Source organism: Hydrogenophaga intermedia, from assembly GCF_023715105.1.
Classification (GTDB): domain Bacteria; phylum Pseudomonadota; class Gammaproteobacteria; order Burkholderiales; family Burkholderiaceae_C; genus Hydrogenophaga; species Hydrogenophaga intermedia_A.
The window spans coordinates 1-411 of sequence record NZ_JAMBNO010000117.1 but is presented as its reverse complement, the minus strand read 5'-3'; the positions used below and the strand labels follow the sequence as shown (position 1 = coordinate 411).

The 411-nt window shown below is 55.2% G+C and carries 1 protein-coding gene; it reads left to right on the top strand.

What is annotated here, in order from left to right:
• A partial coding sequence (locus M3149_RS23355) for a hypothetical protein (protein WP_251711636.1) occupies positions 1–246 on the top strand: 246 nt, incomplete at its 5' end.
• Between the last annotated feature and the right edge of the window lie 165 nt (positions 247–411).

Below are 411 nucleotides of genomic sequence, written 5' to 3'. Positions count from 1 at the left end.
TTAAATCTTGATTTCGTCGCGAACTGTCAATTGAGGTATTACAGTGAGCGGCGCTCGTCAGTTCGCCAAGGGAAGTGTTGTTTCGACACAGTTTGGCGCGCTTTTCAAGGTCCCAAAGTGGCACGTGTCGGGCTGATCCACTTGGTCTTGGTGGTCGGCAAGCACGGGACTTTGCCGGCCGCGCATCACCGGATGCCCGGTGCAAGTGCTCTTCGCAGGGTCTCAAAGGCCAAGCAGGACGATTGAACCTTATTCTTGTCCTACATGTTGGACGTTGATGGCAAATGTCCTTAAAATGCAGCGCATCATGGACAAAATCAACAATCCTGGCGAACTGGGCCGCGAGCTTCGCACCCTGCGCAAGCGCCTGGGCATCAAGTCCGTACAGCTGGCGAAGGACAGTGGCCGCAG